The organism is Rhodococcus sp. NPDC059234 (genome assembly GCF_042754225.1).
GTDB lineage: Bacteria > Actinomycetota > Actinomycetes > Mycobacteriales > Mycobacteriaceae > Rhodococcus_G.
Genome location: NZ_JBHZAH010000086.1, coordinates 1 through 23,442 on the forward strand (window position 1 = coordinate 1; position 23,442 = coordinate 23,442).

At 71.6% G+C, this 23,442-nt stretch carries 18 protein-coding genes and 1 tRNA gene; 9 read left to right on the plus strand and 10 right to left on the minus strand.

Features of this window, described 5'->3' with window-relative positions:
- Positions 1–18 precede the first annotated feature (18 nt).
- A tRNA-Leu gene (locus tag ACFXGJ_RS17430) sits at positions 19–104 on the minus strand.
- A 167-nt stretch (positions 105–271) separates the two neighbouring features.
- On the opposite strand from ACFXGJ_RS17430, the gene ACFXGJ_RS17435 reads away from it, so the two are divergent.
- Both ACFXGJ_RS17435 and ACFXGJ_RS17440 read left to right on the plus strand, forming a co-directional pair.
- Positions 272–1,621, plus strand: coding sequence for a M20/M25/M40 family metallo-hydrolase (locus ACFXGJ_RS17435; protein ID WP_378622416.1), 1,350 nt, complete (start codon positions 272–274; stop codon positions 1,619–1,621).
- A 45-nt stretch (positions 1,622–1,666) separates the two neighbouring features.
- Positions 1,667–2,200 (plus strand): YbhB/YbcL family Raf kinase inhibitor-like protein, encoded by a 534-nt coding sequence (locus tag ACFXGJ_RS17440; RefSeq protein ID WP_378622378.1) that lies wholly within the window; start codon positions 1,667–1,669, stop codon positions 2,198–2,200.
- An 85-nt stretch (positions 2,201–2,285) separates the two neighbouring features.
- Here ACFXGJ_RS17440 and ACFXGJ_RS17445 read toward each other — a convergent pair whose 3' ends face one another.
- Positions 2,286–3,356, minus strand: coding sequence for a quinone-dependent dihydroorotate dehydrogenase (locus tag ACFXGJ_RS17445; protein ID WP_378622380.1), 1,071 nt, complete (start codon positions 3,354–3,356; stop codon positions 2,286–2,288).
- A 59-nt stretch (positions 3,357–3,415) separates the two neighbouring features.
- Positions 3,416–4,447, minus strand: a complete 1,032-nt coding sequence (locus tag ACFXGJ_RS17450; protein WP_378622382.1) for a hypothetical protein — start codon at positions 4,445–4,447, stop codon at positions 3,416–3,418.
- A gap of 199 nt (positions 4,448–4,646) precedes the next feature.
- On the opposite strand from ACFXGJ_RS17450, the gene ACFXGJ_RS17455 reads away from it, so the two are divergent.
- Positions 4,647–4,991 carry a hypothetical protein gene (locus tag ACFXGJ_RS17455; RefSeq protein WP_378622385.1) on the plus strand — a complete coding sequence of 115 codons (345 nt, stop codon included), beginning with the start codon at positions 4,647–4,649 and terminating at the stop codon, positions 4,989–4,991.
- On the opposite strand, the gene ACFXGJ_RS17460 is transcribed toward ACFXGJ_RS17455, so the two are convergent.
- From ACFXGJ_RS17460 to ACFXGJ_RS17485, 6 genes are all read right to left on the minus strand, one after another.
- Positions 4,988–5,839 carry a heme ABC transporter ATP-binding protein gene (locus ACFXGJ_RS17460; protein ID WP_378622419.1) on the minus strand — a complete coding sequence of 284 codons (852 nt, stop codon included), beginning with the start codon at positions 5,837–5,839 and terminating at the stop codon, positions 4,988–4,990. The two genes, ACFXGJ_RS17455 and ACFXGJ_RS17460, sit on opposite strands and share 4 nt — an antisense overlap.
- Positions 5,839–6,912 (minus strand): FecCD family ABC transporter permease, encoded by a 1,074-nt coding sequence (locus tag ACFXGJ_RS17465; protein WP_378622388.1) that lies wholly within the window; start codon positions 6,910–6,912, stop codon positions 5,839–5,841. The genes ACFXGJ_RS17460 and ACFXGJ_RS17465 overlap by 1 nt, the downstream gene beginning before the upstream one ends.
- Complete coding sequence (locus ACFXGJ_RS17470; RefSeq protein WP_378622392.1) at positions 6,909–7,937, minus strand: hemin ABC transporter substrate-binding protein; 1,029 nt, start codon at positions 7,935–7,937, stop codon at positions 6,909–6,911. Before ACFXGJ_RS17470 ends, ACFXGJ_RS17465 begins: the two co-directional genes overlap by 4 nt.
- Complete coding sequence (locus tag ACFXGJ_RS17475; protein ID WP_378622394.1) at positions 7,934–8,611, minus strand: heme oxygenase (biliverdin-producing); 678 nt, start codon at positions 8,609–8,611, stop codon at positions 7,934–7,936. The genes ACFXGJ_RS17470 and ACFXGJ_RS17475 overlap by 4 nt, the downstream gene beginning before the upstream one ends.
- Positions 8,608–9,099, minus strand: coding sequence for a TIGR03668 family PPOX class F420-dependent oxidoreductase (locus ACFXGJ_RS17480; protein WP_378622397.1), 492 nt, complete (start codon positions 9,097–9,099; stop codon positions 8,608–8,610). The genes ACFXGJ_RS17475 and ACFXGJ_RS17480 overlap by 4 nt, the downstream gene beginning before the upstream one ends.
- A gap of 64 nt (positions 9,100–9,163) precedes the next feature.
- Positions 9,164–10,081 (minus strand): aldo/keto reductase, encoded by a 918-nt coding sequence (locus tag ACFXGJ_RS17485; protein ID WP_378622400.1) that lies wholly within the window; start codon positions 10,079–10,081, stop codon positions 9,164–9,166.
- 139 nt (positions 10,082–10,220) lie between these two features.
- Here ACFXGJ_RS17485 and ACFXGJ_RS17490 point away from each other — a divergent pair, with 139 nt between their 5' ends.
- Positions 10,221–11,063: an undecaprenyl-diphosphate phosphatase gene (locus ACFXGJ_RS17490; RefSeq protein WP_378622421.1), complete on the plus strand. Its 843-nt coding sequence runs from the start codon at positions 10,221–10,223 to the stop codon at positions 11,061–11,063.
- Positions 11,064–11,081: 18 nt separating this feature from the next.
- Here ACFXGJ_RS17490 and ACFXGJ_RS17495 read toward each other — a convergent pair whose 3' ends face one another.
- Positions 11,082–11,681, minus strand: a complete 600-nt coding sequence (locus tag ACFXGJ_RS17495; protein WP_378622403.1) for a helix-turn-helix domain-containing protein — start codon at positions 11,679–11,681, stop codon at positions 11,082–11,084.
- Between the two features lie 61 nt (positions 11,682–11,742).
- On the opposite strand from ACFXGJ_RS17495, the gene ACFXGJ_RS17500 reads away from it, so the two are divergent.
- The 5 genes from ACFXGJ_RS17500 to ACFXGJ_RS17520 form a co-directional block, all read left to right on the plus strand.
- Positions 11,743–12,429: an enoyl-CoA hydratase-related protein gene (locus ACFXGJ_RS17500; RefSeq protein WP_378622405.1), complete on the plus strand. Its 687-nt coding sequence runs from the start codon at positions 11,743–11,745 to the stop codon at positions 12,427–12,429.
- 10 nt (positions 12,430–12,439) lie between these two features.
- Positions 12,440–13,162 (plus strand): histidine phosphatase family protein, encoded by a 723-nt coding sequence (locus ACFXGJ_RS17505; protein WP_378622408.1) that lies wholly within the window; start codon positions 12,440–12,442, stop codon positions 13,160–13,162.
- A gap of 37 nt (positions 13,163–13,199) precedes the next feature.
- Entirely contained in the window at positions 13,200–13,793 is a 594-nt protein-coding gene (locus ACFXGJ_RS17510) for a DUF3090 domain-containing protein (protein WP_378622410.1), read from the plus strand.
- Between the two features lie 18 nt (positions 13,794–13,811).
- A complete protein-coding gene (locus ACFXGJ_RS17515; RefSeq protein WP_378622424.1) occupies positions 13,812–14,615 on the plus strand; it encodes an SCO1664 family protein in 804 nt (267 codons plus the stop codon).
- Positions 14,616–14,737: 122 nt separating this feature from the next.
- Positions 14,738–23,442, plus strand: an 8,705-nt coding sequence (locus ACFXGJ_RS17520) for an amino acid adenylation domain-containing protein (RefSeq protein WP_378622413.1), incomplete at its 3' end; no start/stop codon positions are given.

The following is a 23,442-nucleotide window of genomic DNA, read 5'->3' on the forward strand; positions in this document are numbered from 1 at the left end:
GTCTGTCTCAACTCAGAGTGCGCGAGGGGGGACTTGAACCCCCACGTCCATTAGTAGGACACTAGCACCTCAAGCTAGCGCGTCTGCCATTCCGCCACTCGCGCTTGCACACTCTCAATCTTGCCCGCCTGCTCGCTGCGTGCTGGGAAAGATTAACCCAGACGGGCCCAAAGGCCAAAATCGCGTCGTCTTCGCAGGTGAGGGACGCGCGGGTGAACCTGTCGGACCGAGATTCGACGTTGTTCGGTGGTAGGAAAGGGGAGTGCCCGACATCGATGACACTGTGAATTCCGTTCCCGGCCGCGCCGAATCCGAGGTTGTCGACCTCGTGTCCGCGTTGATCCGGTTCGACACCTCCAATACGGGGGATCTCGCGACCACCAAGGGCGAGCGTGAATGCGCGGAGTGGGTGGCCGCGCGGCTTGCGGAGGTCGGTTACGAGACGGAGTACGTGGAGTCCGGACAACCGGGCCGCGGTAACGTCTTCGCCCGGCTGCGGGGTGCGGATCCCTCGCGCGGTGCCCTGATGATCCACGGTCATCTCGACGTGGTCCCCGCCGAGCCGGCCGACTGGAGCGTGCACCCGTTCTCGGGGGCGGTCGAGGACGGCTACGTGTGGGGCCGCGGCGCGATCGACATGAAGGACATGGTCGGGATGACCCTCGCCCTGGCCCGGCAGTTCAAGGCCGAGGGCACGGTGCCGCCGCGCGATCTGGTGTTCGCGTTCCTCGCGGACGAGGAGGCGGGCGGCACGTGGGGGTCGCACTGGCTGGTCGAGCATCGGCCGGACCTGTTCGAGGGGGTCACCGAGGCGATCGGAGAGGTCGGCGGGTTCTCCCTGAGCGTGGCCCGTCCGGACGGGACCGATGCGCGGCTGTACCTGGTGGAGACCGCGGAGAAGGGGCTCGGCTGGATGCGGCTGACGGCGAAGGCGCGCGCCGGTCACGGGTCGTTTCTGCACGAGGACAACGCGGTCACCATCCTGGCGGAGGCGGTCGCGCGGCTCGGTCGGCACACGTTTCCGTTGGTGGTGCCGGATTCGGTCGCGGAGTTCCTCGGCGCGGTGAGCGCGGAGACGGGCGTCGAGTTCGATCCGCACTCGCCGGACATCGACGGCACTCTGGCCAAGTTGGGCACCATCTCCCGCATCATCGGCGCGACGCTGCGTGACACCGCGAATCCGACGATGCTGCGGGCCGGTTACAAGGCGAACGTGATCCCGCAGACCGCCGAGGCGGTGGTGGACTGCCGGGTGCTGCCCGGCCGGCAGGCGGCGTTCGAGCGGGAGGTCGACGAGCTGATCGGCCCGGGCGTGACGCGGGAGTGGATCACCAAGCTCGACTCGTACGAGACGACCTTCGACGGGCGCCTGGTGGACGCGATGAACGAGGCGATCCTGGCGAACGACCCGAACGGGCGCACGGTGCCGTACATGCTCTCCGGGGGCACCGATGCAAAGGCGTTCGCCAAGTTGGGAATTCGCTGCTTCGGCTTCGCGCCGTTGCAGTTGCCGCCGGAGCTCGACTTCAGCGCGCTCTTCCACGGTGTCGACGAGCGGGTGCCGGTGGACGCACTAAAGTTCGGTACGCGGGTGCTCGAGCACTTCCTGGCGAACAGCTGACCTCGTCCGTCGGCCGAGCCCCGCCCCTCGACAGAAAGGACTCCCATGTCGCACGACCCGTACGGACCGCTGCCGGACCTGCCGACCTTCGAACTGACCTCGCAGGAGATCGCCGAGGGCGGCACCGTCCCGCCGGCCCAGCGCAGCGGCATCTTCGGCGTGCCGGGCGGCGAGGACGTCTCCCCGCAGCTGTCCTGGTCGGGCTTCCCGCCCGAGACCAAGAGCTTCGTGGTGACGATGTACGACCCGGACGCGCCCACCGCGTCGGGCTTCTGGCACTGGGCGGTCGCCAACATCCCCGCCTCGGTGACCTCGCTCGCCGCGAACGCAGGCGACGGCACCGGCGCGGGACTGCCCGCGGGGGCGGTCACCCTCAAGAACGACGGCGGTGGTCACCGCTACCTCGGGTCGGCCCCGCCGCCCGGCCACGGCCCGCACCGCTACATCTTCGCCGTGCACGCGGTCGGCGTGGAGACCATCGAGGGCCTCGACACGAACTCGACCCCCGCTTTCCTCGGCTTCAACCTGTTCGGTCAGGCGATCGCGCGCGCGACGCTGACCGCCACCTTCGGCCACTGAGCCCGCGGGTGATGGGAACCATCAGTCGGTCCGACTGGTCGATGGTTCCCATCGCCCGGGGGTGGGGATGGCGGGTGCGGGAGGGTCAGCGGCGGGTCTCGGCTCCGACGGCGTCGGACAGGGACGCGTAGCCGCCCGCGCGGAGGCGATCGGCGAGGCCCTTGTGGATCCGCTTCATCCAGAACGGTCCGCCGTAGATGAAGCCGGTGTACCCCTGTACCAGCGAGGCGCCGGCGAGGATGCGCTCCCACGCCTGATCGGCGGTCTCGATGCCGCCGACGGAGATCAACGTCAGCCGGTCGCCGACCCGCGCGTACAACCGCCGCAGCACCTCGAGCGACCGGTCCGCGACCGGTGCGCCGGACACGCCGCCGGCGCCGAGCGCGACGACCTCCTGCTCGGGAGTCCGCAGGCCGGCACGCGAGATCGTGGTGTTGGTCGCGACGATGCCGGCCAGGCCCAGTTCCACCGCGAGGTCGGCCACCGCGTCCACGTCCTCGTCGGACAGGTCCGGCGCGATCTTCACCAGCACCGGCACGTCGACGCAGTCCTGCACGGCCGCCAGCAGCGGACGCAGCGACTCGACGGCCTGCAGGTCGCGCAGGCCCGGGGTGTTCGGCGAGCTGACATTGACCACCAGGAAGTCGGCGAGCGGGCCGAGCAGCCGGGCACTGGCGGCGTAGTCGGCGGCCGCGTCGGCGGCGGGCACGATCTTGGTCTTGCCGATGTTCGCGCCGATCGGCAGCCCGGTCTCGCGCCGGCGCAGCTGGTTCGCCGCGTGCCCGGCGCCGTGGTTGTTGAAGCCCATCCGGTTGAGCAGGGCGCGGTCCGCCTGCAGGCGGAACAGTCGCGGCGCCGGGTTACCGGGCTGGGCCTGGGCGGTGACGGTGCCGACTTCGGCGAAGCCGAATCCCAGTGCGCCCCACACGTTCACCCCGGTGGCGTCCTTGTCGAACCCGGCGGCCAGGCCGAGCGGCGCGGGGAAGTCCACCCCGAGCACCCGGGTGCGCAGGATCGGGTCGGGCACGGTCAGCACCCGGGCCACAAGCGCGCGCAGCGGACCGAACACGGTCACCAGCCGCATCGCCGCGAACGCGATGTGGTGCACACGTTCCGGCGGGACGAGGAACATCAGGCGTAGCAGCAGGCGATACAACGGTTCTCCCTAGAGTCCGGGTCCGGGCAGGTGAATGATGGTCGCGGGACGCGCGGGCGTCACTGGCCCCTGGTGTCGATCCGCTGCAGGCCGCCGCCCGCCGCCGAGGCCACGTACAGGGCGCCGGTCTTGCCGTCCACGGCGACCGAATTGGGCTGCCGGACAGTGGGGTAGCGATGCTTCTCGACCGGGATCCCGCTGGACAGGTCGAAGCCGATCACCTCGTTGGTGGCGGTGGCCGTCACCCACACCAGGTTGGTCGTCTCGTCGACCGCGATGGCGTACGGGGAGTTCGGGACCGGGTAGCGCTGGTGCATCATCAGCGGATCGGTGGTCAGCGAGATCAGTTCGCCGCCGGTGGTGTCGGTGACCAGGACCCGGCCGACGCGGTCCGTGACCAGGTTGGTGGCGCCCTCGCCTGTACGCAGGGCCAGGCCGAGGTCGCCGTCGGCGAGCTTGACGTCGGTGACCGAGGTCTGCCTGCGGTCGAGCGCGGTGAGCTTGTCGCCGGTGACGCCGAGCGCGTCGACCGACACCAGGCCGGTGACCCGATGGGTCTCGGTACCGCTCGCATCGAGTTCGCGCACCGAACCGTCCGCGGTGCCGACCGCCAGCCTGCCCTCGCCGAGCAGCGCGACCGACTGGACGTCGCCGTCGACCGGGTTGGTGGTGGTCTCGCCGCTGGCGAGGTTCACCCGGACCACCGCGCGGCCCGCGGGCACCGCGACGGTGCCGTCGGCGGGTGCGCCCAGCGAGGCGACGCCGCCCGGCAGCTCCACGACCTTCAGCGGGATGTCGGCCGCTCCCGGCACGCTTCCCACCGCCGCGGGCATCACCAGCAGCCGCTTCGCGTCGGGTGTGAGCAGTGCCACGGTGTCGGTGGCCGCGTCGTAGACGGAGGCGGCGACGTCGGCGGCGCCGATGGAGACCACGTTCCCCGCGGGTGCCGTCGAGGTCGCGGGGGAGGCTGCCGCGGTGGCCGGCTCGATGGTCTTGACCTTGTCGTTGTCGCCGCTCGAGGAGCAGCCGGTGACCAGCAGTAACAGCGCTCCGGCCAGAACGGTCGTGGTGCGCGCAGCCGGTCCCCGCATGTACGTCTCCTCTGTTCCCGCCTCGTGGCCCGGAACCGTCGCGAACGCGCCGGCGGTCCGGGTCCACCATGTCCGCCCCCTAGCATCCCTGATCGCGTTCCGCCGGCCGAATTCGAGTAGGACATTCGGGCAAATTACGGGTTACCGTGGGTAACGCATGGGGGGCCGGTCCACGACATTTCTGGGGGAAGGATCGGATATGAACGACGACCGCGCACACGAGTTCCTGCTCGAGGACCTCTCCGTGGGGGCGCACGCGCACGGGTTCGGCCGCAACGCGGAGGGGCAGGCCTTCGCCTTCCGGGTGCGCGGCAGCACCCTCCACGTCGAGGTGTACCGCGACGACCTCGACACCGACGTGCCCGAGGAGGCCGACGTGGTCGCGGTCGCCGAACGCGGCGTCAACGACATCGACCTCACCGACGAACGCAGCATCGCTGCGCTGGTGCGGGACGCCGTCGCCGAGGCCCGCCCGGTGGAGGGCGCGGAGGGCACCCTGCGCTCGCTGCTCGGCCGCATCGGTGGCGTCATCGACGGGATCTAGCGCGCCGCCCGCTTCGGCAGCACCAGTTGGGCGCCCGTGTCCGGGTGGGCGAGCACCTCCACGGGATGGCCGTAGACGCGGCTGAGCAGTTCCTCGGTGAGCACGTCCTGCGGGGTACCGAGGGCGGCCAGACTGCCGCCCTCGAGCACCGCGACGGTGTCCGCGTAGGCCGCGGCGAGCGCGAGGTCGTGCAACACCACCACGACCGCGGCGCCGGCGCGGGCCCGATCGCGGGCCAGTTCCATCACCGCCTCCTGGTGGCCGAGATCGAGGGCCGCCGTCGGCTCGTCCAGCAGCAGGGTGTCGGTGCGCTGGGCCAGCACCCGCGCCAGCGCCACCCGCGACCGCTCGCCGCCGGACAGTGCCGCGAAGGGCCGGGCCGCGAACCGTTCGACGTCGCACGCCGACATCGCCTCGCGCACCGCGCTCTCGTCGTCGTCGCGTCGGGCGGTCCGGGCCCACGGGGCCCGGCCCATCTCGACGACCTCGCGCGCCGTGAACGAGAACCCGACCGTGTGCTGCTGCGGCAGAACTGATCGGCGCCTAGCCATTTCGGTACCCGTCCACTCGTGCACGGGCCGGCCGTCGAGCTCGACGTGTCCGTCGGCGATCAGGTGGTCGCCGGACAGGGCGGCGAGCAGGGTGGACTTGCCCGCACCGTTCGGGCCGACCAGTGCCAGGAGTTCGCCGCGGCGCACGTCCAACGACACCGCGTCCAGCACCCGCCGGTCGCCGCGGTCGACGCTCACCTCGACCGCCCGCATGCTCACCGTGCCCGGCTCGGCGTGACCCGGCACCGGGAGCTCGCGCGCGAGCACGCTCCGCACTCGCGCGGCCATCGCCGGCATCATGCCCACCCTCCCTGCGTGCGGCGGGTACGGCGCAACATCCAGAAGAAGAACGGGCCGCCGACCAGCGAGGTCAGCATGCCCAGCGGCAGGTCGGCGTTGGGCACCAGCGTGCGCGCGCCGAGGTCGGCCGCCAGCAGCACGATCGCGCCGCACAGCACGCTGGCCGGGATCAGCAGCCGGTGACCCGGGCCGACGATCATCCGCATCAGGTGCGGCACGACCAGGCCGACGAACAGAATGATCCCGGTGAAGGCGACCGAGGAGGCCACCAGCAGCGCGACCAGCACCACCGCGATCTGCCGCAGCCGCTCGACGTTCACACCGAGGTGCGCGGCGGCGCTCTCGCCGAGGGCCAGCAGGTCCAGCTTCGGCGCCAAGGCCATGGTCACGGCGATGCCGACCGCGGCCATCGGGGCGACCACCGCGACGGCATTCCAGGTGGCGCCGTTGAGGCTGCCGAGTTGCCAGAAGACGATCTGGTCGCGGGCCGCCGGGTCCGCGACGAAGGTGAAGAAGGCGATCAGGCCGCCCGCGAAGGCGTTGACGGCGACGCCGGTGAGCACCAGCGTCACGACCTCCGTGCGGCCCTCGGATCGGGCCAGCAGGTAGACCAGGGTGGTGGTGATCAGGCCGGTGACGAACGCCGCCGCGGCGATCATCGGTCCGGCGACGAACGCGCCGCCGGTCACGATGACTGCGCTGGCGCCGACCGCCGCGCCTGCGGACACGCCGATCACGCCCGGTTCGGCGAGCGGGTTGGCGAACACGCCCTGAAGGAGCGCGCCCGAGCAGCCCAGGCCGGCGCCGACCACGATCGCCAGTGCCACCCGCGGGAACCGGACCTGCCACAGCGTCACCTCGCCCGCTGGGTGCGCGGGCATCGGCCCGAGGTCGAGGCCGATCCGGTGCGCCACGCTGCCGAGCACCTCGGCGGGCGAGGTCGGGACCTGACCGACACACGCGGAGACGAGTGCGAGCACGAGCAGTCCGAGTGCGAGGACGATCAGCACCGCGGCGCCGTTGACCCGCGCGCGGGGCTTGACGGGCTTGCTGGTGGTCGGGGCGGTCACTGCGTCGGCGGCCCGTAGAGGGCGGTGGACAGCGCGCTCAGCACGTCACCACTGCGCGGGCCGAAGCTCAGCAGCACCCCGTCCTGCATGTCGACCACGCGCTGATTCCTCCCGGCCGGCGTCTGCGCCACACCGGGGACCTTCGCCAGTCCGTCGAGTCCACCGATCGAGTCGAGTCCGTTCGTCATCATGAGGAACACGTCTGGCGCGGCGGCGATGAGGGCCTCGCTGGTGATCGGGGTGAACTGCTGGGTCAGTCCGGACGCGGTGCCGGCGTCGACGCCGCCGAGGGCCTCGATCAGCGAGTCCGCCCCCGACCCCGGACCGGCCATCATGGTGATCGCCGGGCCGCGCATGTACAGGAAGGCGATCTTCGGGGGTGTCGCGCCGGTCGGCGCGAGCGCGCGTGCGGAGGCGATCTGGGCGGCGGTGCGGTCGCTCAGCGCGCGGCCCTGCTCCGGCACGCCGAGCGCGTCCGCGACGGCCTGGATCTGGCCGGGCACCCCGGCCAGGGTGCGGGTCGGGTCGAAGTAGACCACTGGGATCCCGGCCGCGCGGAGCTGGTCCTGGACCGCTCGCGGGCCGATGCTGGTGTCGGTCAGCACGAGCGTGGGGTGCAGATCCAGGATCGCCTCGGCGGACAGGGACGACCCGGACGGCGTCACGTTGGGAACGGCCTCGACCGCCGGGAACTTCGCGGCGGTGTCGCGGCCGACGAGGCGGTCGCCCAGGCCCAGTGCGTACACGGTCTCGGTGAGGGTGCCGTACCGGTCGGCGGCGACGATGCGGCTGGTGTCGGCGACGGTGACGTCGACCCCGTCGAAGCTCCGCACGGTGACCGGCAGGACGGGCGCGGGGTGCTCGGCGATCGGCTGCGGGTCGAGGCTGTCGAGGGTCGCCGTGTGGCGTCCGGTCGCGCCCGCGCCGCCCGGGGTGTCGGCGGACCCGCACGCGGTCAGGGCCACCGCCGCCGTGACCGCGAGTGCGGCCACGCGGGCGAGCGTGCGGTAGTGCGGCCGGCTCATTTCACGAGGTAGGTGTCGATGTCTGCCTCGAGGTCGGCGAACAGGTCGCCGTTGAGCCGGTACGCGAGGTTCACCTCGTCGATCAGGTGCTGCTGGTCCTCTGCGGACAGCGGGGCCGCGTCCAGCTTGGCGCGGTAGGCGTCCTTGTACAGCTTCGGCTTCTCGATCTGGTCGAAGATGTAGAAACGCAGGCCGTCGGTGGTGTACCCGTAGGCGCGCTCGAGCATCCGGCGGATGATCTGGCCGCCGGACAGGTCGCCCATGTAGCGGATGTAGTGATGCGCGACGAACCCGGTGGGGGAGTCGAACGCGATCTCCTCGAGCCGCTCGATGTAGCGCGCCGTCGCGGGCAGGGCCGTCACCTGCGACCGCCAGTCGGCGCCGAGCAGGAATTCGAGGTCGGCCTCGAGTGCCTCGGTACGGAGCAGTTCGTCGCCGATGAACGGGGCGGCGACCGGGTGCGCGGCCTGTGCGCGGCCGGCCTCCTCGAGCGCGAGATAGACCAGGTAGGTCTGGGCGAGGAGGGCGGCGTGACCGGCCGGCGTGAGCTTGCCCGCCAACAGGTCGCCGACGAAGCGGGACTGCTCGGTCTGGCGGTGCGCGGCGTCGGTCTGCGTACGGATCCGTTCGGCCAGGCCGGGTGTGGTCGTCTCTGCCGAATCCAGCGGTGTCATCTCTCGTCCCCTTGTCGTCGTGTGGCCGCATGTGACGGACCGGACACTAGGTTAGCCTGCCCTTGGGGATTCGTGTCGCGGGCCGCCCACGAGGACCAATGGTCGATCCGCAACACGATCACTTGTCCAGTTGGACGCATGTCCGTGTACTGGGAGTACTTGGCGACGAGGGCGTCCACGCCGGCTCTGCCGGTCGCGGAAGTGGCGTCCACCACGTCGGCGGCGCCGTCCGCGCGAACCCACCACAGTCGGGTCCAGTCCTCGTCGTAGGTATCCACCAGCAGGCTCGCCCGACCGGTCGCCGCGACGTGCTCGAGGCGACGCAGGCGGCGGGTCGATTTCGGCTTGTCGTCGACCGCTGAGTAGACGACGTCGCCGACGGCCGCGAACACCACCGGGACCAGATGGGGACGACCCTCTGCGGTGACCGTGCCGAGCCGGGCCACCCTGGCGTCGGCGAACCTGCGGCATTGCTCCTGCGCCTGCACGCTTTCAGGGTAGGCGCAGGAGCAACGGTGAACGAGGGATCGGCGCGGTCAGGCGCTTACGTCGTCAGGCGCTTACGTCGTCGAGCGCGGCGGCGATGGCCGCCGGCAGTTCGAGTTCCTCGGCGGCGAGCACCCCGGTGTGCTGTGCGTAGTCCCTGGCGCCGACGATCGCGCTGGCCACCCCCGGCCGGTCGCGCACCCACGCCAGCGCGACGGCGAGCGGCGACGCGCCGAGTCCGTCCGCGGCGGTGACCACCGCGTCCACCACCCGTGCGGTGGCGTCGGTCAGGTACGCCGCGACGGACTCCGCGCCGGTCTCGGACGCGCCGCGCGAATCCGCGGGGATCCCGTCGCGGTACTTGCCGGTGAGCACGCCGCCGGCCAGCGGTACCGCGGCCAGCAGCCCGACCCCGTGGTGAAGCGCCGCCGGGAGCAGTTCGTCCTCGACGCCGCGGGCGAGCAGCGAGTACTCGGCCTGCGTCGCGACCAGGTCCGCGCTCGCCGCCGCGGTCGCGAGCTGCCAGCCGAGGTAGCCGCGGGCGCCGACGTACCGCGCACGGCCGGTCGAGGTCGCGTACTCGAGGGCGGAGGCGACCTCCTCGACCGGGGTCATCGGATCCCACGTGGCCACCTGCCACAGGTCCAGGTGATCGGTGCCGAGTTCGCGCAGGGTGGCGTCGAGCTGCGCGATCAGCGCGCGACGCGAGCAGTCCACGCCGTCACGGCCGCAGTGGATGCCGCCGCTGCTGCTGAGCACGAGTTCGGCGCGGGGTGCCACGTCGGAGAGGAGCTCGGCGAGGATGCGCTGTGCCGTGCCGCCGCCGTAGAACGGGGACGAATCGACAAGTGTCCCACCGGATTCCATGAATCCCAGGACCTGGGCCGCGGCCTCGTCCCCGTCGGTGTCCCGGCCCCAGGCCATGGTTCCGAGGCCGACCCGCGATACCCGCAGCCCGCTCGTTCCGACGGTGCGCTGCCTCATAGTTCGATCACCACAAGTCCTGGAGCGTAGTGCCGCCGCGCGCCGCGCGCCGCCGCGACTCTCCGGGTACGGTCCTGTCCGTGATTCTTCGACCCGCGCCCGTGACAACCGCGATCGACGACGACGGGACCGGCCGGTGATCGGGGAGTCGATGACCTGGCTGCAGGCCATCGTCCTCGGGGTCGTCCAGGGCCTGACCGAGTTCCTGCCGATCTCGTCCTCCGGACACCTGCGCATCGTCTCGGAAGTGTTCTGGCAGGACGACGCCGGAGCCTCGTTCACCGCGGTGACCCAACTCGGTACCGAGGCCGCCGTGCTCGTGTACTTCGCGCGCGACATCGCGCGGATCGTGATGGCCTGGCTGCGTGGCCTGCGCGATCCCGCGAAGCGCGGGCACGACTACAAGATGGGCTGGTACGTCATCGTCGGCACCATCCCGGTGGGCGTGCTCGGCTTCGTGTTCAAGGACCAGGTGCGCACCGGTGCCCGGAACCTGTGGCTGGTCGCGACCATGCTCATCGTCTTCGCGCTGGTCATCGCCGCCGCCGAGTACTACGGACGCAAGCGCAGGCCGATCGAGGAACTGACGCTCAAGGACGGCATCGTGATGGGCTCGGCGCAGGCGCTCGCGCTGATCCCCGGTGTCTCCCGCTCCGGCGGCACCATCAGTGCCGGCCTGTTCCTCGGCCTGACCCGCGAGGCCGCGGCCCGGTACTCGTTCCTGCTCGCCATTCCCGCGGTCACCGCGGCGGGATTGTTCAGCCTGCCCGACGCGTTCGAGCCGGCGGGTGAGGGCCTCAATGCCAGTGGCGCCCAACTGATCGTCGCGACGGCCATCGCGTTCGTCATCGGCTACGCCACCATCGCGTGGCTGCTGCGTTTCGTGGTCAACCACTCGATGTACTGGTTCGTCGGCTACCGCATCATCGTCGGCGTCGTCCTGCTGGTGTTGCTCGGGACGGGCGTCGTCGCGGCGACCTAGGGGAGTCCGGTACGCGCCCTAGTCTGGCGTGCCGATCGCGACGATCGCCCGCACGGCATCGGGCAGCCGGTCCCGGCGGCTCTTCGGCGGCCGCGCGCCGGCCTGGAGGTAGCGTCCGGCGAAGCTGTACGGCAGGTCGACCAGGGCCAGCACCACGAGGTCGGTCTCGCGCCTGCCCGCGCGCCCGAACAGCGCGCGCGCCAGCTCGGCCATCAGGCCGCCGGTCTGCTCGTCGGCCCGTCCGACCTCGGTGATCAGCTCGTCGCCCAGGTTCAGGTGCAGCACGTCCTCGCGGCGCAGCCGATCGAGCAACAGCATGTCGCCGGGCTCGGAGACGCAGTGGTCGTAGAGCGCGAGGGCCAGTTCCACCACCACCTCGACGGGCTCCCCGGCGGGGTCGAACTCGGCGGGGCGGACCTCCTGGGTGCGGCGCACCGCACGCAGCCAGGTCCGCGCGAGCAGTTCGTCGATCGAGGCGAAGCGGTGATAGATCGACCCGGTCGGCGCGCCGGCCCGCGCGGCGATCAGGGCGACCGTCGCGGACCGCGGACCGCGCTCGAGGATCACCTCACGCGCGGCATCGAGCAGTGCGTCGGTGGAGAACGTGGTGCGGGCCATTCGCCGAGTATCGCAGAGTCCGGGACTGGACAGCCCCCTATCTAGAAGATAGTTTCTAGAAATGACATTCTCGAACTCTCCCGACGACCCGCCCACCCTGCGCCGGGACGGCGACGTCTTCGTGCTGAGCCTCGGCTGCGGCGAGAACCGCTTCAACCCCGGCTGGCTCGACTCGATCGACGCGCACCTCGACACCGTCGAGGCCGCGGAAGGCCCGCGGGCCCTCGTCACCACCGCCACGGGCAAGATCTGGAGCAATGGCCTCGACCTGCAGTGGTTGACGGCCAACGCAGACCAGATCCCGGCGTTCAGCGCGCGGGTCGAGGCAATGTTCGCCCGCGTTCTCGCCCTGGGGCTGCCGACGGTCGCGGCGTTGCAGGGGCATGCCTTCGGCGCGGGCGCCATGCTCGCACTCGCCCACGACCAGCGGGTTGTGCGTGCCGACCGCGGATACTTCTGCTTCCCCGAGGTCGACATCCAGATCCCCTTCTCGGTGGGCATGTCCGAACTGATCGCGGCCAAGCTCCCCGTGCGGACCGCGCACGACGCCATGACCACCGGCAGGCGCTACGGCGGGGCCGAATCGGCCGCCGAGGGCATCGCCGACGAGGCGGTCGACGAGCAGGCCGTCCTGTCCGCCGCGATGGACCGCGCGCGGAGCCTCGCCCCCAAAGCGGGTGCGACCCTGGGCACGATCAAGCAGCGCCGATACCGCACGGCGCTCGGGGAGCTGCGCAACCCCGCCTAGGCTGGTCACCATGACGGTGATCCTGCTCCGGCACGGCCGGTCCACGTCCAACACCTCCGGCACCCTCGCCGGACGCACCGCCGGCGTCGACCTCGACGATCGCGGGCGCGAACAGGCCGAGGCGATCGTCGGCAGGCTCGACGGGCTGGACGTGGCCGCGATCGTGCGCTCGCCGCTGTTGCGGTGCCAGAACACGGTCGCTCCGCTCGCCGAGAAACTCGGACTGGCCCCGTTCACCGACGACGCGCTGGCCGAGGTCGACTACGGGAGCTGGACCGGCAGGCCGATCAAGGAACTTCTCGACGAGCCGCTGTGGAAGGTGGTGCAGCAGCACCCGTCCGCCGCGGTCTTCCCGGACGGGGAGGGCCTCGCCCAGGTGCAGGCGCGGGCGGTCGCGGCGGTCCGGGCCCACGACGCCCGGCTGGCCGCCGAACACGGCAAGGACGTGCTGTGGGTGGCCTGCAGCCACGGCGACGTCATCAAGTCGGTGCTCGCGGACGCGCTCGGAACGCACCTCGACGGCTTCCAGCGGATCGTCGCCGACCCCGCCTCGATCAGCGTGATCCGCTACACCGCGACACGCCCGTTCGTGCTCCGCATGAACGACACCGGCGCCGACCTGTCGAGCCTGAACGGGGGCGCGGCCGCGAAGCCCGCCGGTGTCGACTCCTCGGACGCCGTCCCCGGCGGTGAGGTGGGAACCGGCGGAAGGGCGGATAATGAGGACGGGTAGACCCTCGAGACGACGACCCGACCAGGTGGAGGTGTAGATGTCCCGCGCAATTCACGTATTTCGCACCCCCGATCGATTCATCGCCGGAACCGTCGGGGAACCCGGTGACCGGGCGTTCTACCTCCAGGCGATCCACGAGTCCCGGATCGTGAGCGTGGCACTCGAGAAGCAGCAGGTTCAGGTCCTCGCGGACCGCATGGGGCTGCTGCTCGACGAGGTGCACCGTCGCTTCGGCACCGCGATTCCGCCCGAGGAATCCGACCTCGAGGACACCAGCCCGCTGGTGATGCCGGTGGACGCCGAGTTCCGGGTCGGCACCATGGGCCTCGGTTGGGACTCCGATGCGGGTGCGGTCGTGGTGGAACTGCTTGCGGTGAGCGAGTCCGAGGTCGACGAGTCCGTCGTCCTCGACGACGTGGACGAGGGCCCGGACGCGGTCCGGGTGTTCCTCACCCCGGAGCAGGCCCGCGAGTTCGCGTTGCGGTCCGAGCGGGTGATCTCGGCGGGCCGGGCGCCGTGCCCGCTGTGCGGCGAGCCGCTCTCGCCCGAGGGGCACATGTGCATCCGGACCAACGGCTACCGGCGCGGCGCGACCTTCGGCCGGGCCGACGAAACCGCCGAGGAGAACTAGCCGTTGACCGCCGACCGCATCGAGATCGAGGATCCCGACCTGCTCGCGACCGGTGAGCTGACGGTGCTCGGCCGGATAGTGACCGCAAGCAACGCGACCCTGGTGTGCGAGGCGAGCGCGAACGGCCGGAGCCTGCGCTGCGTGTACAAACCGGTGCGCGGGGAGCGACCGCTGTGGGACTTCCCGGACGGCACGCTCGCCGGCCGCGAGGTCGCGTCGTACCTGGTCTCGGAGGAACTGGGCTGGGGCGTGATTCCGCGCACGATCCTGCGCGACGGCCCCTACGGTCCCGGCATGGTCCAGCGCTGGGTGGACACCCCCGAGCCGACCGGTGAACTGGGCGAGCGGCTCGACCTCGTCGACGTCTGCCCGCCCGACCAGGTGCCGAACGGTTGGTTCCAGGTGCTGCGTGCCTACGACGGCGAGGGCGAGGAGGTCGCGCTGATCCACGCCGACGACCCGCGGCTGCAGCGGATGGCGGTGCTCGACGTCCTGCTCAACAACGCCGACCGCAAGGGCGGGCACGCGCTGGAGGGGACCGACGGGTCGGTCTACGGGGTCGATCACGGCATCTGCCTGCACACCGAGGACAAGTTGCGCACCGTCCTGTGGGGCTGGGCGGGCCAGGGCATCGGCGGCGACCTGCTCGTCGACGTCGAGGCGCTGGCGAGCTCGCTGCGCGGCGAGTTCGGCGAGCGGCTCGGGGAGTACGTGACGGTCGCGGAGGTCGACGCGCTGCTCGCGAGGGCGGAGGCCTTGCTGGCCGAACCGCTGATGCCGGTGCCGTCGGGGCACCGCCGCATCCCGTGGCCCGCCTTCTGACACGACGCACCTGTTCCGCGGCTCCGCGAACTCGACACGACGATCGTCGCCTGCCGATACTCTGGAGAGACAGCGCGCGGTACGCCGAGGACGAAGCGACACCCCTCTGCCTGAGGATTCAGATGAAGGACCTTCCATCGACCGATTCACAACGGGATTCCGCGCAGCCGCAGGCCGTCACATTCGATCCGGACGGTCCGGCGGATGCGTTCCCGCTGTCGGCGGTCCAGCGGAGTGTGTGGTTCGGTCAGCAACTCACCCCGACGGCCCCGATCTTCATTGCGCAGTACGTGGACCTGCACGGCGACGTCGACCTCGACCTGTTGCGTTCGTCGGCGGTGACCGCGGCCCGTGAGTTCCAGTCACCGTTCCTGCGTCTGGTGGACTCCGGCGGGGAACCGAGCCAGGTGGTCGACCCCTCGATCGACACCTCGATCGAGTTGTTCGACTTCCGGCAGGAGGAGGACCCGCTCGGAGCGGCGCACGCATGGATCGACAACGACTACGTCACCCCGATCCAACTGACGCGGGACCGACTGGTGGAGATGACCATTCTCCAGGTGACCGACCGAGACTACCTGTGGTACACGCGAATTCACCACGTCGCGCTCGACGGCTACAGCGGCATGACGATGGTGAACCGTATCGCGGCCCTCTACACCGCCGCGTCCAAAGGCGTCGATCCGGAACCGAGCGGTGCTCTCGACCTGCGCACGCTCTACGAGCTGGATCAGAAGTACCGTTCGTCGAGCCGATTCGGGACCGACCGCGAGTACTGGGCCGAGCACGTGCGGGGGATCGAGGCCGGCTCCACACTCGCACACCGGGACGGCCCGGCGGCGGCCCGTAGCCGGCTGGAGAGCGCGCAACTGACCGACGCGGCGCTCGATCGGCTGGGTTCCTCCGATGCCCGGGTCGGCGCCACGTCCGCGGCGCTTCTGATCGCGGCGTTCGCCTGCTACCTGTCCAGAATGACGGGCAGCCGCGACGTCCTGGTGAACGTGCCGGTGTCTGCGCGCACCACCGCGCCACTGCAGCACTCCGGAGGAATGCTCGTCAACGTCGCCCCGCTCCGGATCACCGTCTACCCCGACGACACCGTCGCCGGCCTCGTCCGGCGGGTGCAGCTGGAACTGATGGGCGCGTTGCGTCACCAGCGGTGCAGCCTCGAGGACATCCGGCGCGACGCGGGGCTGACCGGCGCGCGGCACGGGCTGGCGGGGCCGATGGTGAACGTGATGCTCTTCCGCCAGGAGATCACTCTCGGGTCGATCGTCGGCGAGTACCACATCGTGACCTCCGGGCCCGTGCAGGACCTGCTGGTCAACATCTACCAGAGCGGCTCGCCCGCCCGGACCCTCGTCGACTTCCGCGGCAACCCCAACAGATACGGCGAGGACGAGTTGCGCACGCATCACCGGCGCTTCGTCGAACTCGTGGAGGCCCTGCTCGTTGCGGAGCCGACCACACGCTTGGCGGACATTCACGCCGAGTCGGCCGGGATCGGGGCGCGCATGCTGCGCGAGAATGCCGAGCTGGCGTTCTGGGCGCACGAGCTGGCCGGGCAGCCGGAGTCGGCGGTGTTGCCCCGCACCGGCCCGGCGCCATCCGTGGGGACCGGACGGGGCTCGGTCACGCGCGCGTTCGACCGCGATCTGCACAAGGCGGCCACGGCGCTCGCCCACGCCCTCGGCATCGGGCCGTTCACCATGCTGCACACCGCACTTGCCGCGGTCCTGAGCCGGCTCACCGACACCGACGACATCGTCGTCGCGGCTCCGGTGCCGCTCCGGTCCGACCCGTCACCCGAGGGGAACGGGGACGGGCCCTCCGCCACCGCCGTCCGCAACACCGTGGCCCTGCGCACTCTGATCGACCCGTCCGCCGCCTTCACGGACCTGGCGCGCGCGAGCGGCGAGTGCGAGCGCCGCGCCTTCGCCCACCAGGAGACCCCGTTCGAGCGGGTGGTCCAGACGCTCGACGCCCCCCGCCCGCGCGTGACGATCGACGTCCACGCCGCCGAGTCCGATGCGGTCGCTCCGGAGACCTCCGAACTCACTGTCGAACTCACCGAGCATTTCACCGCACGCGGCGCGCCCGCCGGTATCGACGCGCGACTGACCTACGACAACACGGCGCTCGACGAGCAGACCGTCACCGCCTTGATCGATCGGTTCGAGCGACTGCTCGCCGGGGTCGCCGAGGATCCGGACCGGCCGGTCGGGGACGTGCCGCTCCTGGCGGCGGCGGAATCCGCGGCGCTGACCCCGGTGACGGGCCGGGGCGCCGTCGCCCCGCGGACCTTCGCCCGGATCCTTGCCGACGCCGTGGCCGTCGATCCGGACCACGAGGCGGTCGTGGCCGGCGGGCGCAGCCTCTCCTACCGTGAACTCGACGAACTCGCCGACGCGCTGGCCGGACGCCTGTCCGCTCACGGTATAGGTCCGGATTCCGTTGTGGCCCTGGCGATCGCGCGTTCGATCGAGTCGGTGGCGGCGGTCTGGGCGGTGGCCCGCACCGGGGCCGCCTTTCTGCCCGTCGACCCGGACTACCCGGCGGACCGGATCGAGCACATGCTCTCCGACTCCGGTGCTGCCCTCGGCCTCACCGTCCACGCGCACCGCGACGCGTTGCCGGAGACCACCCCGTGGCTGGTCCTCGACGACCCGATCGCGGAGCCGGACCCCCCGATCTCCGCCGACCGCGCCGCGGCGACCCGCCCGCTGCATCTCGACGACGCGGCCTACCTGATCTACACCTCCGGATCGACCGGGCTGCCCAAGGGCGTGGTGGTCACCCATCGTGGGTTGGCGAACCTCGCCGCGGAGGAACGCGAACGGTTCGCGATCACCGCGGATTCCCGCACTCTGCACTTCTCCTCGCCGAGCTTCGATGCGTCCGTGCTCGAACTGTTGATGGCCGCGGGGGCCGGCGCGACGATGGTCGTGGCTCCGCCACACGTGTACGGCGGCGTGGAGCTGGCCGACCTCCTGCGCCGCGAGCGGGTCACGCACGCGTTCGTCACCCCTGCCGCGTTGGCATCCGTCGATCCCGCCGGACTCGGTCGTCTCGAGTGCGTGGTCACCGGTGGTGACGTGTGTCCGCCCGCGCTGGTCCGGCAGTGGGCTGTACCGACATCCCCGAGTTCCCGCGAGGCGCCGCCATCCCCGAGTTCCCGCGAGGCGCCTACACCCCCGAGTTCCCGCGAGGCAGGCCGCCGGATGTTCAACGCGTACGGCCCTACCGAGACCACCGTCGTCGCCGGCATCAGTACCTCGTTGTGGCCCGGCGCCCCCGTCACCATCGGCGGACCGTCCCGCGGGTGCGGTGAAATGGTCCTGGACCGGAGGCTGCAGCCGGTGCCGGAGGGGGCGGTGGGGGAGCTGTACGTCACGGGTGACGGGCTGGCCCGCGGCTACCAGCACCGGCCGGGGCTGACCGCGGGCCACTTCGTGGCGGACCCGTTCAGCACCTCCGGCGGACGGATGTACCGGACCGGCGACCTGGTGCGGTGGCATGCTCGCGCGAGCGGCGCGCAGGCGAATGCGACTGCGCGCGAGCTCGAGTACCTCGGCCGCAGCGACTTCCAGATCAAGATTCGCGGCTTTCGGATCGAGCTCGGTGAGATCGACGCCGTGCTCCGAGCGCATCCGGATGTCGCGTTCGCGGCGACCGTCGGGCGCACCGGCCCCTCGGGCGACACCGTGCTGGTCGGCTACGTGCTGCCCGTGGCGGGCGCCGAGATCGACGAGGCCGCGCTCCTCGCTCACGCCGCAGAGTCGCTGCCCGCGCACATGGTGCCCGCGGCCCTCGTCGTCCTCGACCGAGCGCCGTTGAGCCCCGCGGGCAAGCTGGACCGTGATGCGTTGCCGGAACCTCGGTGGCGCGGGACCACCGCCGAGTACCGGGCGCCGCGAACTCCGACGGAGGGGACGGTCGCAGCGGTGTTCGCGGACCTGCTCGGGCAGGCCCGGATCGGTACCGACGACAGCTTCTTCGACCTCGGTGGCGACTCTCTGGTGGCCACGAGAGTGATCGGACGGGTGAATGCGGCACTGTCGGTGCACCTGAGCGTGCGTGACCTGTTCGCGGAACCGACGGTTGCGGGTCTGGCGCACCACGCCGACCGGATCCTCGAGAACGCGGATCCTGGTCGGCCGGCACGGGAGCGACCAGCGCTGGTTGCTCGGGGCCGCCCGGACCGGCTCCCGCTTTCCCCGGCGCAGCAGCGGATGTGGCTGGTGAACCAGTTCGACACCGCGTCGCCGGCGTACAACATTCCGTTCGCCGTGACGTTCACGGGCGAGCTCGACCGTGCGGCGCTGCAGACCGCGTTGGGTGACGTGATCGGCAGGCACGAGGCCCTGCGGACGGTGTTCCCGGCAGACGCGCGGGGGCCCTACCAGGTGATCCTGCCTGCGTCGGACGCGATAGTCGACCTGACCCCCGTCGTCGTGGACCCGGAGCGGGTGGGGGAGTCGGTCTCGGCGACGGCCGCCGCCGGTTTCGACGTCCGCGAGGGGGTTCCGCTGAGAGTCGCGCTGCTGCGGACCGGGCCGCGGCGGCACGTCCTTGTCGTTGTGCTGCACCATATCTCGGCGGACGGGCAGTCCGTCGCGCTGCTGGCCCGAGACGTGGCGGCGGCGTACGCCGCGCGGGCGGCCGGGCGGGCACCCGAGTGGGATCCGCTGCCGCTGCAGTACGCCGACTACGCCCTGTGGCAGTACGAGTTGCTCGGCGCGGAGGCCGATCCGCAGTCGCTCGCCGCCCGGCAACTCGCCTACTGGGGTGACCGACTCGCCGATCTTCCGTCGGCGATCTCGCTGCCGCACGACCGTCCCCGGACGACGCGCGCGAGCACGTCCGGCGACCGGATCGCGTTCGACGTCGAGGCCGGGATCCACCGAGACCTCGTCCGGATCGCGCGCGAGCACGGCTGCACGCTGTTCATGGTCCTGCACGCCGCGCTCGCGGTGCTGCTCGCCCGGCTCGGTGCGGGGCCCGACATCGCCGTGGGCACACCGGTCGCCGGCCGCGGCGAACCCGAACTGGACGACCTCGTCGGCATGTTCGTCAACACCCTCGTGCTGCGTAGCACCGTCCGGCCCGAGGCCACGTTCGCCGACATGCTCGCCCAGGTGCGCGAGACCGATCTGGGAGCGTTCGCCAACGCGGATCTGCCGTTCGAGCGGCTGGTCGACGAGTTCGCCTCGGACCGATCACCCATCCACGCGCCGCTGGTGCAGGTGCTGCTCGAGTTCCAGCACGGCGAGCCCACGACGGTGACGATGCCGGGACTGTCCGCCGAGGCGGCCGAGGTGGACCCGGGTGTCGCCAAGTTCGACCTGCAGCTGGGAGTGCGGGAACGGTTCGACGACTCGGGTCGCGCCGCCGGTCTGTCCGCGACACTGCGGTTCGCGACCGACCTGTTCGACCGCGCCACGGTGGCCGGGATCGGCGACCGGTTGGTCCGGATCCTCGCCGCGGCGGCCACCGATCCGACCGCGGTGGTGGGCGACATCGTGATCACCGACGAGCAGGAAAGAGCACTCGTCGCGCACGAGCGGCCCCGTCGCGCGGCGCCGACGGCCACACTGCCGGAGCTGTTCGCGAGCACCGCGGCACGCAGCCCGGACGCGTGCGCGGTCGTCTCCGGGGCCACCCGCATCCGGTATGCCGACCTGGCGGCGCGCGCGAACAGGCTGGCTCGCTTGCTGATCCGCCACGGTGTGGGGCCGTCGTCCCTGGTGGCGGTCGCGATGGCCCGGTCGGAGGAACTGCCCGTCGCGTTGCTCGCCGTCCTCACCGCCGGCGCCGCGTACGTCCCCGTGGACGTGGACTATCCGGAGGACCGCATTGCCCACGTGCTCGCCGACGCGTCTCCGGCGTGCGTCCTGGTCGACGGCGCCGCGAGCGGTTCGGTCCTGCGTCGCAACGACATTCCGGTCGTCGACCTCGGTGACCCCGCGGTGGCGACCGAGATCGGCGAGCTGTCGCCGGCGCCGGTCACCGCCGCTGAGCGGACCGCGTCGTTGCACCCGGACTCGCTCGCGTACGTGATCTACACGTCCGGGTCGACCGGTCGGCCCAAGGGAGTGGCGGTCTCGCACCGCAGCGTGACCGCGCTGTTCGCAGACGCGCAGGGGCTGTTCCGATTCGGCGGCGACGACGTCTGGACGATGTTCCATTCGTACGCCTTCGATTTCGCGGTGTGGGAGCTGTGGGGCGCGCTGCTTCACGGCGGCACCGTGGTGCTGGTCGACCCCACCACCGCTCGCTCGCCACGCCACCTGCTGCAGCTGCTGCAGGACGAGTCGGTCACGGTCCTCTGCCAGACCCCGAGCGCCTTCTACCAGTTGGCGGACGCCGAGCGGACCCGCGCCGACGAAGGAGACCCGGCAGCGCTGCGGCTGCGGTACGTGATCTTCGGCGGGGAGGCGCTGGATCCCGGGCGCCTCACCGGATGGTTCGCTCGCCGAGGGGATTCGGCGCCGCAGTTGGTGAACATGTACGGGATCACCGAGACGTGCGTGCACGTGACCCACGGCCCGCTGACCCGGGCGTCGGGCGCCGCCCGCCGAGGATCGCCGATCGGCCGCGCGCTTCCGGGGCTGCAGGTGCGCGTGCTCGACGAGCGACTGCACGTCGTCCCTCCCGGTGTGGTGGGCGAGCTCTACGTGTCGGGAGTACAGCTGGCGCGGGGCTACCCGCACCTCGCCGGGGAGACCGCGGCGCGGTTCGTCGCCGACCCGTCCGGGTCCGGCACGCGGATGTACCGCACCGGTGACCTGGGCCGGTGGCGGGTGGACGGCACGTTCGACTACGCGGGCCGCGCGGACCATCAGGTCCAGGTGCGCGGATACCGGGTGGAGCTGGGCGAGGTGGAGGCGGCGCTCGCGGCGGTGCCGGGGGTGGCGGCCGCGGCGGTGGTCGCGGACGAGGGACCCGTCGGAATCCTGCTGCTGGGATACGCGGTGCCGGACGGCGGCGCGGTCCTCGATCCGGACGAGGTGAGAGGGTCCGTCGCGCGGGCACTTCCGGCTTACATGGTGCCCGCGACGGTGATGATCCTGGACCGCCTTCCGGTCACCGCGCACGGCAAACTCGACCGCGCGAGCCTGCCCGTCCCCGGGCTCGCGGGGGACGGCTACGTCGCGCCGCGGAACCCGGTCGAGGAGATCGTGGCCGGCGTGATCACCGATCTCCTCGGCGTCGACCGGGTCGGCGCGGACGACGGATTCTTCGCGCTCGGTGGCAACTCGCTGGTGTCGGCGCAACTGGTCGCCCGGATCAACGACGCGACCGGCGCCGCGCTCGGCATCCGGGACGTGTTCGACGGTCCCACCGTCGCCGAGCTCGCCCGGCGGGTCGGCGGGGAAGGCAGCGGGGTGCGGCGGCCCCCACTGGTCCCGCGCGCCCGGCCGGTCCGGATCCCGTTGTCCCCGGCGCAGCAACGGATGTGGTTCGTCAACCAGTTCGATCCGCAGTCCCCGGCGTACAACATCTCGTTCTCGCTGCGGTTGACGGGCGACCTCGATGCCGCGGCACTGCAGGCCGCGCTCGGCGACGTCGTCGCCCGGCACGAATCCTTGCGCACGGTCTACCCGCTCACCGACGACGGGCCGTGCCAGAGGATCCTTCCCGCCGACCGCGCTGCCCCCGGCCTCGAGATCACTCGGGTACGCGACGGCGACGATCTGCGCGCCCGGATGCGGGCGACGCTGGCCCGGGGCTTCGACGTCGCGCAGCAGGTTCCGCTGCGGGCCGAGCTCTTTCGGGTGGACGAGACGAACCACGTGCTCACCGTGGCGGCGCACCACATCCTCGCGGACGGCTTCTCGCTGAATCCGTTGGCGCGGGACGTGGCCGCCGCGTACGCGGCGCGCCGGTACGGCGGCGCGCCGCAGTGGCCGTCGCTGTCCGCGCAGTACGCGGACTACACACTGTGGCAGCGCGAATGGCTGGGCGGCGAGGACGACGCCTCGTCCCCGCTCGCCCGTCAGTTGGACTACTGGACCACCGCGTTGTCGGGCCTGCCCGAGGTGCTGGACCTGCCGAGCGACCGGCCCCGGCCGGCGGTCCGCTCGCAGGCCGGTGGGCGCGTGGAGTTCACGGTCGACGCGCGGCTGCACCGGAGCCTGATCGCCCTCGCCCACAGCCGCGATGCGAGCGTGTTCATGGTGGTGCACGCGGCACTGGCCGCCCTGCTGTCCCGGCTGTCCGGCACCGACGACATCGCGGTCGGCACCCCGATCGCCGGCCGCGGCGCCGCGGCCCTCGACGATCTGGTCGGGATGTTCGTCGGCACCCTCGTGCTGCGCAGCGATGTGGGGGGCGCGTGCTCGTTCGGTGAGCTGCTGCGCCGCGTCCGGGAGACGGACCTGGGCGCGTTCATGCACGCGGACATCCCGTTCGAACGGGTCGTGGAAGCGCTCGATCCGCCCCGCTCGCACGCGCACACGCCGCTGTTCCAGGTGATGCTCGAGTTCCGGAGCATCACCCGGCCGGACCTCGCGCTGCCGGATCTGCGCGTGGAGCCGCTCGACTCCGGCGAGGTCGCCGCCAACTTCGACCTGCAGCTCACTGCGGCCGAGGAGTTCGACGCCGCCGGCGGACCCGCCGGAATGACCGCCGGCCTGGTGTTCGCCACCGACATGTTCGACGAGGCCACCGTGCGGACCTTCGCCGACAGGTTCCTGCGGATCCTGGCGGCGGTGGCCGAGTCCCCGGACACGGCGGTGGCGGACATCGACATCCTCGACGGCGCGGAGCGTCTCGCGCTCACCGCGATCCGGGGTCACCCGGGCGCGCCGCCGCGCACGCTGGC